A 9,575-nucleotide genomic window follows, 5' to 3' on the forward strand; every position below is an offset into this window, starting at 1 on the left:
TGGCGATGCTCAACCTCGGCGGCCACCGCCCCGTCCTCCCGGGCCGGAAATGACCCACGGATCAGTCAGGAGAGCCCGAGTTCTGACCCGTCCGGCAGCCTGACCCGCTCGGGCCCCACGTCCTCGTGACGTGGGGCCCGAGCCGTGCCGGGGGCTGTCCGGCCGCTCCTGTGGACGGCGAGGAGTGGCGATCTCGGGAACTGGCGCTACCGTTGCGGCGCTGAGCAACATCGCAGCGCACAAGTTGAGGGAGCAAACACACGTGGCAAAGCTCGTCATCGTCGAGTCGCCGGCCAAGGCCCGCACCATCGGCGGCTACCTCGGCGCGGACTACGTCGTCGAGTCGTCGATCGGTCACATCCGCGACCTGCCCAACAACGCCGCGGACACCCCGGCCAAGATCAAGGACAAGCCGTGGGGCCGGCTCGCGGTCGACGTCGACAACGGCTTCGAGCCCTACTACGTCGTGCCGCGCGACAAGAAGAGCCACATCGCCAAGCTGAAGAAGCTGGTCAAGGACGCCGACGCCCTCTACCTCGCCACCGATGAGGACCGCGAGGGCGAGGCGATCGCCTGGCACCTTCTCGACGAGCTCAAGCCGCCGAAGGGCCTGCCGGTCCACCGGATGGTCTTCCACGAGATCACCAAGCCCGCGATCCTCGCCGCGGTCGAGAACCCCCGCGAGATCAACGACGACCTCGTCGAGGCCCAGGAGGCGCGTCGCATCCTCGACCGCCTCTACGGCTACGAGGTCTCCCCGGTGCTGTGGAAGAAGGTCATGTCCGGCCTCTCCGCCGGCCGCGTGCAGTCGGTGGCGACCCGCCTGGTGGTCGACCGTGAGCGGGCGCGGATGAAGTTCCGCGTCGCCTCCTACTGGGACCTCGACGCCACCTTCGACGCCGGCACCGGACACGACCCGCGGATGTTCCCGGCCAAGCTCTACAGCCTCGACGACGTCCGCGTCGCCCGCGGCGCCGACTTCGACGACACCGGCGAGCTCAAGGGCAAGAGCGAGCGCGTCCACCTCAGCCGCGCCGACGCCGAGGCGCTCGCCGCCGGCCTGGGCGAGACGGCGTACGACGTCCGCTCGGTCGAGTCCAAGCCCTACCGCCGCTCGCCCTACGCCCCCTTCCGCACCACCACGCTGCAGCAGGAGGCGAGCCGCAAGCTCGGGATGAGCGCCAGCGTGACGATGTCGGTCGCGCAGCGGCTCTACGAGAACGGCTTCATCACCTACATGCGTACGGACTCCACGACGCTCTCGGACGCCGCGGTGGGTGCCGCGCGCGACCAGGTGCGCGAGCTGTACGGCGCCGAGTACCTGCCCGACTCCCCGCGGACCTATGCCTCCAAGGTGAAGAACGCGCAGGAGGCGCACGAGGCGATCCGACCGGCCGGTGACACGTTCCGCACCCCGGCCCAGACGGGTCTGTCCGGCGAGCAGTTCCGTCTCTACGAGCTGATCTGGATGCGCACCGTCGCTTCGCAGATGAAGGACGCCACCGGCAACTCGGTGACGATCCGCATCGGTGGCGCCGCCGCCGACGGTCGCGACGTGGTCTTCAGCGCGAGCGGTCGCACGATCACCTTCCACGGCTTCCTCAAGGCCTACGTCGAGGACATCGACGACGCCTCCAAGCGCCGCGACGACGCCGAGACCCGCCTGCCCAACCTCACCCAGGGTGCGGCCGTGTCGGCGGCGACGCTGAGCCCCGAGGGCCACGAGACCAAGCCGCCCTCGCGCTACACCGAGGCGACGCTGATCAAGGAGCTCGAGGACCGCGAGATCGGCCGCCCGTCGACGTACGCCTCGATCATCGGCACGATCCTCAACCGCGGCTACGTCTACAAGAAGGGCACCGCGCTGGTGCCGGCGTGGCTGGCCTTCTCGGTGATCCGCCTGCTGGAGGCGCACTTCCCGCGGCAGGTGTCCTACGAGTTCACCGCCGACATGGAGGACGTCCTCGACGAGATCGCCGGCGGGCGGAAGGACCGGGCCACCGAGCTCGGCGAGTTCTACTACGGCGCCGGTGACGTGGTCGGCCTCAAGACGCTCGTCACCGAGCTCGGCGAGATCGACGCCAAGGAGATGGCGACCTTCCCGATCGGCGAGGGCATCGACCTCCGCGTGGGTCGCTACGGCCCCTACGTCGAGGGCCCCGCGCCCGAGGACGGCGACGGCGCCCCGGTGCGCGCCAACGTCCCCGACGACCTGCCGCCCGACGAGCTGACGGTCGCCAAGGCCAAGGAGCTGCTGGCCAACCCGGCCGGCGAGGAGCAGGTGGTCGGCAACCACCCCGACACCGGCCTGCAGATCGTGGCCAAGAACGGCCGCTTCGGCCCCTACGTCACCGAGCTGCTGCCCGAGGACGCCCCCAAGTCGGCCAAGCCGCGCACCGGCTCGCTCTTCAAGTCGATGACGCTCGACACCGTCACGCTTGAGCAGGCGGTCCGGCTGCTCGACCTGCCCCGCATCGTCGGCGTCGACGAGGACGGCACCGAGATCACCGCGCAGAACGGTCGCTACGGGCCCTACCTCAAGAAGGGCACCGACTCCCGCAGCCTCACGTCCGAGGACCAGATCTTCGACATCACCCTCGACCAGGCCAAGGCGATCTACGCCCAGCCCAAGCAGCGCGGTCGCGGTGCGGCCACCCCGCCGCTCAAGGAGCTCGGCAACGACCCCGTCTCTGGCCAGCCGGTGATCGTCAAGGCCGGCCGCTTCGGCGAGTACGTCACCGACGGCGAGTACAACGCCACGCTCCGCAAGGACGACACCGTCGAGTCGATCACCCTCGAGCGCGCGGCCGAGCTGCTCGCCGAGCGCCGCGAACGCGGCCCGGCCAAGAAGGCGGCCAAGAAGGGCGCGAAGAAGGCCCCCGCCAAGAAGGCTGCAGCCAAGAAGACCGCCGCGAAGAAGACCACGGCCAAGAAGACGGCTGCGAAGAAGACCGCCAAGAAGTCCTGACGCGACAGTGGAGCCGGGAGCCCTTAGGTCGGGCCCCCGGCTCCACTGTCGGCTCAGGACCCCGGCGTGAAGATCAGCAGCGCCAGGAGGAAGGCCCAGCCGGCGGTCAGCCGCCGGTGCGGCTTCCGGGGGCGCAGCAGGCCTGTGCTCCCGCCGAGAACGAGGAACGCGGGTACGCCGATCGGCGTCAGGAGCACGAGCCAGGCCCACGCCCACCGTGTGGCACGCCACGGCTCGCGGGCGCCGATCAGCAGCAGGGTCGCGCAGGTGATGACGAGCTGCGCGACGAAGAACCCGCCCGGAACGGTGAACCCCAGCACCTCGGTGGACGTCCCGTAGGGAGGGTCCGTCGCACCGGCCACCCGCACCTGCTGCCCGTCGGTGGTGAGGAAGTCCGCGACATCACCCACCGCGACAGGGGTCGATGCGTTCCCGCTCCGCGCCTGGCGTGCCTGGCGCTCGCCGGAGGCCTGGGTGATGGTCGTCGAGTAGGAGATACCGTGCTGCTCCCAGGCGATCTGCACGCCGACGTAGCCGCGGGAGCTGTCGTCCAGGCCCTCCGAGAGCCGGACCTCGGTGACCTCGCCCGAGGCGATCGCCTCGCGCAGGTGCGGGAGGTCGGTCTCACGCTCGCCGACCGCGATGGCAGCGGCGTACATCACGAGGAGACCGGCGAGCAGGACCCAGGCGGCGATGCGGTCGAGGCGGGGCGGCGGTTGCGTCGCGAGGCGCGCAGGCTCGGACGAGACCAGCTCGGTCGTCATGCCCACCCCCTCCGACTGGTCCGGAGCCTAGACGTCCGATCGGACCGATGTCACCGGTCCCGGTGTCCCACCCCGCCCGTAGGGTGTGCGACGTGAGCGCAGGCGTGTATTCGGAGACCGGGCTCTTCGTGTGCTTCGAGGGTGGCGAGGGGGCGGGCAAGTCCACGCAGTCGCGCCTGCTGCGCGACTGGCTCGGCGAGCGCGGCGAGACCGTCCTGCTCACCTTCGAGCCCGGCGACACCTCGGTCGGCAAGGAGCTGCGGCGCATCGTGCTCGACCCGGCGACCGGCGACCTGTCCGACCGCACCGAGGCCCTGCTCTACGCCGCCGACAAGGCCGAGCACGTCGACCACGTCGTCCTGCCCGCGCTCGCGCGCGGCGAGGTCGTGATCACCGACCGCTACGTCGACTCGACGCTGGCCTACCAGGGGGCCGGCCGCACCCTCGACGTCGCGGAGGTCGAGGCCGTCGCGCGGTGGGCCACCGGCGACCTCCGCCCCCACCTGACCGTCGTCCTCGACCTCGAGCCGGAGGCCGGGTTCGGCCGGTTCACCGGCCGTGACCGGATCGAGGGGCAGTCGCTGGAGTTCCACCAGCGGGTGCGGCAGGGCTTCCTCGGGCTCGCGGCCGCGGACCCCGACCACTACGTCGTACTGGACGCGCGGGCGCCGATCGAGGAGATCGCCGAGGCGATCCAGCAGCGGGTCGCGCCCCTCCTGGAGCGCCCGTGACCACCCCGACCAGTTCAGCGACCCGGACCGTCTGGTCCGACCTCGTCGGCCAGCGTCCGACGATCGAGGTGCTCCAGCACGCGGCCGCGGGGGTGGGCATGACCCACGCGTGGCTGTTCACCGGTCCGCCCGGCTCGGGCCGCTCCAACGTGGCGCGTGCCTTCGCCGCGGCGCTGCAGTGCGAGCGGCAGACCGGCTGCGGCGAGTGCGAGGCGTGCCGGCTCGGCATGAGCGGCTCGCACCCCGACATCACGTGGGTGAAGTCCGAGACGTCGGTCCTCTACGTCGACGACATGCGCGACCTGGTGCTGTCGGCGGCGAAGTTCCCCGCGATCGGGCGCTGGCAGATCGTCGTCATCGAGGACGCCGACCGGCTCGGCACGCCGGAGAACCCCCGCACCGGCAACGCCCTCCTCAAGGCGATCGAGGAGCCGACTCCCAAGACGCTGTGGCTGCTGTGCGCGCCGACGGTGCAGGACGTGCTGCCGACGATCCGCTCGCGCTGCCGCACGCTGACCCTGGCGACGCCCGGCACCCGTGACGTCGCCGCCTTCCTGACCGGCAACGACGACATCTCCGAGGCGATGGCCGGCTTCGCTGCGCGGGCCAGCCAGGGACACATCGGCCGCGCCCGCGCGCTGGCGCTCGACGAGGAGACCCGCAACCGCCGCCGCGAGGTGGTCAGCATCCCGGCCCGCCTGACGTCGCTGGGCTCCTGCATGACCGCGGCGACCACCCTCGCCGAGCTCGCCAAGCAGGAGACCGAGGCGATCACGGCCGACGCCGAGCGGCGCGAGCTGGCCGAGCTGCAGTCGATCTTCGGCAGTGAGCGCAAGGACACCGCGAGCCGCTCCTACCGCGCCGCCCTCGCCGGGCTGGAGAAGCTGCAGAAGCAGAAGGCCAAGCGCCGCGTGCTCGACGTGATCGACCGCGCGCTGATGGACCTCGTCTCGGTCTACCGTGACGCCATCGCGCTGTCCGTCGGTGCTCCCGGCCTGCTCGTCAACGAGGAGCTGCGCGGCGACGTCGCGGTCGTCGCCCGCGCCGCCTCGCCGGAGGAGCTGCTGCGGATGATCGACGCGATCTTCACCGCCCGCGAGCAGATGCTCGAGTTCAACGTGCCGCCCCAGCTGGCCCTGGAGTCGATGACGGTCGCGCTGCGACTGCCCGGAGGACGTGGATGAAGAAGGTCGTCGCGTTGGTCGCCGTGCTCGCACTGGCGCTCACCGCCTTCGTCGCGGTCGGGCTCGCCCTCCAGGGATCCACGTCCGAGTCCCCGGTCGTGGAGCCGACGCCCTCGCCGACGACACCGCCGCCGGCGGCCGTCACCGAGGCGCCGTCCCCGGAGCTCGAGGAGATCTACTCCCAGCGCATCGACTGGCAGCCCTGCGAGAGCAACGACGACCACGACTGCGGATTCCTCACCGTCCCGGTCGACTACGCCGACCCGCGGGGGGAGACCGTCGACCTGGCGCTCCTCCGTGTCCCGGCCAAGGGGTCGCGCGTCGGCTCCCTGGTGGTGAACCCCGGCGGGCCCGGCGCACGCGGGACGACGTACGCCGCCGCGGGTGCGCAGGTGTTCCGCGAGCCGTTGCTCGACGGCTTCGACATCGTCGGCTTCGACCCCCGCGGCGTCGGGGCCTCGGCGCCGGTCGACTGCCTCAGCGACGGCAAGCTCGACGCCTACCTCGCCGGCGATCCGACGCCCGACACCGCGCTGGAGGTCGACTACTTCGAGGACTCGGTCCTGTCCTTCGGCCCGGGGTGCGTCGCCGGCTCCGGGCCGGTCGTCGGCCACGTGACCACGACCGAGGCGGCCCGAGACATGGACGTGCTGCGCGCGGCGCTGGGGGAGGAGAAGCTGCGCTACTTCGGCGCGTCCTACGGCACCAAGCTCGGTGCGACCTACGCCGAGCTCTTCCCCGACGAGGTCGGCCGGTTCGTCCTCGACGGTGCGGTCGACGTCTCCCTCGACGCGAAGTCGCTGGCGCTGGAGCAGGCCACCGGCTTCGAGACGGCGCTGCGCGCCTACGTGCAGAACTGTCTCGACTCCACCGACAACTGCTTCCTGGGCGACACCGTCGACGAGGGCATGGCCACCATCAGTGACCTGCTGGACTCGATCGAGGAGGAGCCGCTGCCCGCGGGCGATCGTGAGCTGACGGTCGGCAACGCGTTCTACGGCGTCATCACGCCGCTCTACAACCGGGACTACTGGTTCCTGCTCAGCACGGCCCTCGCCTCGGCGCTGGAGGGCAAGGGCTCGGCGCTGATGTCGCTCGCCGACGCCTACGCCTCGCGCAACACCGACGGCAGCTACGCCGACAACTCGGTCGAGGCCAACTACTCGATCAACTGCCTCGACGACCCGTCGTCGGTGCCGTTCGGCCAGGTGCCGTCGCTGTTCCCCGAGTTCGAGGAGGCGTCGCCTACCTTCGGCCGGATCTTCGCCTGGGCGATGACGACCTGCCGCGGCATCGACGTCACGTCGAGCGAGGAGCCGCTGACCATCCGCGGCGCGGGCGCGGCGCCGATCGTCGTGCTCGGCACCAGCCGCGACCCGGCGACGCCGCTGAAGTGGGCGCAGGCCCTGTCGGCCCAGCTCGACTCCGGCGTGCTCGTCGAGCGCGACGGCGACGGCCACACGGCGTACAACGCGGGCAACGCGTGCATCGACACCCTGGTCGAGGACTACCTCCTCGACGGCACCGTGCCCCCCGACGGCACCTCCTGCTGAGTCCGCGAGGGACCTTCGGCCCTGTGGCGCCCCGCCAGCGGCTGCCTACCGTCGAGGCATGGCGTACGTCGACGCGCGGTGCCCGCTGCGACCGGGTGACATGTGCAGCCTGTGCGTGCCCGGGGCCACCGGGCCGCAGGACTGCCCGACCGTCGCCGAGGTGATGCGCGACCCGGCGCTGCGCGAGCGGCTCGCCGAGCTCCGGCGCGAGGCTCTCGACAAGCCGAAGGCCCGCCCCGTCGCCTCGCGGTGACGGAACGGGCCCTCGACAGCGGCGGTGCTCAGCCCTCGAGTGCGGCGTCGAGCGTGATGTCGACGGCAGCGAGCGCCTTGCTGATCGGGCAGCCGGCCTTGGCCTTCTCGGCGGCGTCCTTGAAGCCGGCCTCGTCGAGGCCGTCGACCTCACCGCGGACGGTGAGCTTGATGCCGGTGATCTTGAAGCCGCCGGCCTCCTTGTCCTCGCCCAGGGTCACGTCGGCCGTCACGTCGAGGGCCTGCGGAGTGCCGCCGGCCTCGGCGACGAGGTTGGACAGCTGCATGGCATAGCAGGACGAGTGGGCCGCGGCGACGAGCTCCTCGGGGCTCGTCGTCCCGCCGGCGTCCTCCGCGGCGCGCTTGGGGAAGCTGACGTCGTACGTCCCGACGCCGGAGCTGGTCAGCTCGACCTGGCCGGAGCCGTCCTGGAGTCCGCCGTTCCAAGCAGTGCGTGCGGTGCGAGTGGGCATCGTGCCTCCTGAGACAAAGGTTGTGCGGTCGCCTTCGAACCTAGTCGGTGGGCCGTGATTTCAGTCCGGCCCGACCGCCTCCGTATACTCGCCCGCGGTCCACCGAGCACGCTCGGCAGGCCACGCCGCCTTAGCTCAGTCGGTAGAGCGAGTCACTCGTAATGACTAGGTCGTCGGTTCGATTCCGACAGGCGGCTCCACCACACCCCACCTGACCTGCGCAAACGCGCAGGGACGGACCACGCTCTCGAGGGGCGATCCCCCTAATTGCGCCGCTTTAACGAAGTGGCGCCTTTGTGGTGCGCTTCTCGAGGTCGTCCAGGCCGCCCGAACTTGTTCGCGTCGGCCACCCCCTCGTGCGCAGGAGCAGGCACATGAATTACGACGAGAACCACCGCGAGTCAGGCCGGAAGTCATCGCTGCGAGCGGCGATGAAGCGCGGCAACCCATCTCAGGAAGCCGAAGCGGACGCGGAAGGCGCCATCGAACGTCTGATTAACGAGGGAACCGTTGACGGGGCCCGCCTCGCGGCGCACCTCGAAGCGGCGGGCCCGGACTTCCAGAACGGTTTCCGCCTCGGTCTGCTCGCCGGCATGCACCGCGCCCGGCGTTCATAAGTACCGCGCCCGGCGTTCATAAGTACCGCGCCCCGCGTTCATAAGCACCGAGCGCGTTGGTCGTAGAGGGCGCGAGAGAGTGTGACCTATGCAGAAGTTCCGCGAGGGTCAAGTAAGGGCCCGTGCTTGCCGAGACCGCTACTTCGAGCGACGGGAGGCACGTCCGCGCGTGGCGAGCTTCCGAGCTCCGTCGACATACGGGGCAAGGACGTCACGAAGGGCTGCCTCGTTGCTGTCGCTGAGGTCAATCTCGTAGTTGCGGCCGTCTAGGCCGAAGGTGACGGTCGTGACCGCCTCCGATCCGTCCAAGTCATCGACCAAGGTGATGATCGTCTTCCGGGCCACAGCAGCTCCTTGTTCAGTGTCGCAGGACGGGGCGGGACCAACGGGGGCGGCGACGGTCATTCTTGCGCCACCTCGATCCGACAGTGTGCCTTCTGGAGTCGTGCGTGTTGAGTGACACGGCGGCCGCGCCCGCAGAACCCTGCCTGAGCCGTCAGCCGGTGGCGTTGTCTCGGCCAGCGAACATGCGGCGAGGGTCGAGCACCTCGATGTCGTCCTTGATGACGTAGAGCCCCGTTGTCCTCTTGTCGCGATGCCCACCCAGCATCTGAGCGCCGTCGAGACCAAAGGTGGCTTCTGCGGCCGTGAGGTAGGTGCGGCGAAGTGAGTGGGGGTGGACCCACTCGAGGTGGGTCCCTTTCACCAGGTCGCGCAGCATCGTTCGCACGTTGGCGTGAGTGACGAAGGTGCCGTTACGGGTAGCGAGGACCGGGTCTGTGCTGCTGGTGCATCGCGAGGAGGCGCCGATCTCGGTGAACAAGTCGTACAGCTGCGGAGCCATGACGATCGTGCGCCGATCCTTTCCCTTGGTCGGCGCGAGCGGGTCGACGTCCGAGACGCGATAGGACTCAGGCAGTTGGGCGTCGAAGGTGATCCGCGGCGGTGTGGCGCTTAGCCTCGATCCACCGATGGGCACGGTTGGGATGGGTTGATTGTCGCCGTCGTGGGGTGAGTGTTCGGTGGCGTGAGG

General features: G+C 70.3%; 10 protein-coding genes and 1 tRNA gene. 7 read left to right on the forward strand and 4 right to left on the reverse strand.

Annotation, left to right across the window (positions count from 1 at the left end; all coding sequences use genetic code 11):
• Positions 1-262 precede the first annotated feature (262 nt).
• Positions 263-2,968, forward strand: coding sequence for a type I DNA topoisomerase (gene topA, locus Q1B24_RS21585; protein ID WP_299932946.1), 2,706 nt, complete (start codon positions 263-265; stop codon positions 2,966-2,968).
• Positions 2,969-3,021: 53 nt separating this feature from the next.
• Here topA and Q1B24_RS21590 read toward each other — a convergent pair whose 3' ends face one another.
• Positions 3,022-3,732 (reverse strand): hypothetical protein, encoded by a 711-nt coding sequence (locus Q1B24_RS21590; protein WP_299932949.1) that lies wholly within the window; start codon positions 3,730-3,732, stop codon positions 3,022-3,024.
• Positions 3,733-3,824: 92 nt separating this feature from the next.
• Here Q1B24_RS21590 and tmk point away from each other — a divergent pair, with 92 nt between their 5' ends.
• From tmk to Q1B24_RS21610, 4 genes are read left to right on the forward strand one after another with little or no spacing between them, the layout of a single operon-like run.
• Positions 3,825-4,463 (forward strand): dTMP kinase, encoded by a 639-nt coding sequence (gene tmk / locus Q1B24_RS21595; RefSeq protein ID WP_299932952.1) that lies wholly within the window; start codon positions 3,825-3,827, stop codon positions 4,461-4,463.
• Positions 4,460-5,647: a DNA polymerase III subunit delta' gene (locus Q1B24_RS21600; RefSeq protein ID WP_299932955.1), complete on the forward strand. Its 1,188-nt coding sequence runs from the start codon at positions 4,460-4,462 to the stop codon at positions 5,645-5,647. The genes tmk and Q1B24_RS21600 overlap by 4 nt, the downstream gene beginning before the upstream one ends.
• Positions 5,644-7,200, forward strand: coding sequence for an alpha/beta hydrolase (locus tag Q1B24_RS21605; protein ID WP_299932958.1), 1,557 nt, complete (start codon positions 5,644-5,646; stop codon positions 7,198-7,200). Before Q1B24_RS21600 ends, Q1B24_RS21605 begins: the two co-directional genes overlap by 4 nt.
• Before the next feature lie 58 nt (positions 7,201-7,258).
• Positions 7,259-7,453 (forward strand): DUF6767 domain-containing protein, encoded by a 195-nt coding sequence (locus Q1B24_RS21610; protein WP_299932961.1) that lies wholly within the window; start codon positions 7,259-7,261, stop codon positions 7,451-7,453.
• A 28-nt stretch (positions 7,454-7,481) separates the two neighbouring features.
• On the opposite strand, the gene Q1B24_RS21615 is transcribed toward Q1B24_RS21610, so the two are convergent.
• Positions 7,482-7,925 (reverse strand): OsmC family protein, encoded by a 444-nt coding sequence (locus Q1B24_RS21615; protein WP_299932964.1) that lies wholly within the window; start codon positions 7,923-7,925, stop codon positions 7,482-7,484.
• Positions 7,926-8,049: 124 nt separating this feature from the next.
• Here Q1B24_RS21615 and Q1B24_RS21620 point away from each other — a divergent pair.
• Positions 8,050-8,125, forward strand: a tRNA-Thr gene (locus Q1B24_RS21620).
• 174 nt (positions 8,126-8,299) lie between these two features.
• A complete protein-coding gene (locus tag Q1B24_RS21625; protein ID WP_299932967.1) occupies positions 8,300-8,542 on the forward strand; it encodes a hypothetical protein in 243 nt (80 codons plus the stop codon).
• Between the two features lie 138 nt (positions 8,543-8,680).
• Here the strand turns inward: Q1B24_RS21625 and Q1B24_RS21630 are convergent, their stop codons facing one another.
• On the reverse strand, positions 8,681-8,947 hold the full coding sequence (locus tag Q1B24_RS21630; protein ID WP_299932970.1) for an Lsr2 family protein: 267 nt from the start codon (positions 8,945-8,947) through the stop codon (positions 8,681-8,683).
• Positions 8,948-9,038: 91 nt separating this feature from the next.
• Positions 9,039-9,575: tyrosine-type recombinase/integrase (locus Q1B24_RS21635; RefSeq protein ID WP_299932973.1), on the reverse strand; the 537-nt coding region annotated here is incomplete at its 5' end.

The organism is uncultured Nocardioides sp., from assembly GCF_947488025.1.
GTDB lineage: Bacteria > Actinomycetota > Actinomycetes > Propionibacteriales > Nocardioidaceae > Nocardioides.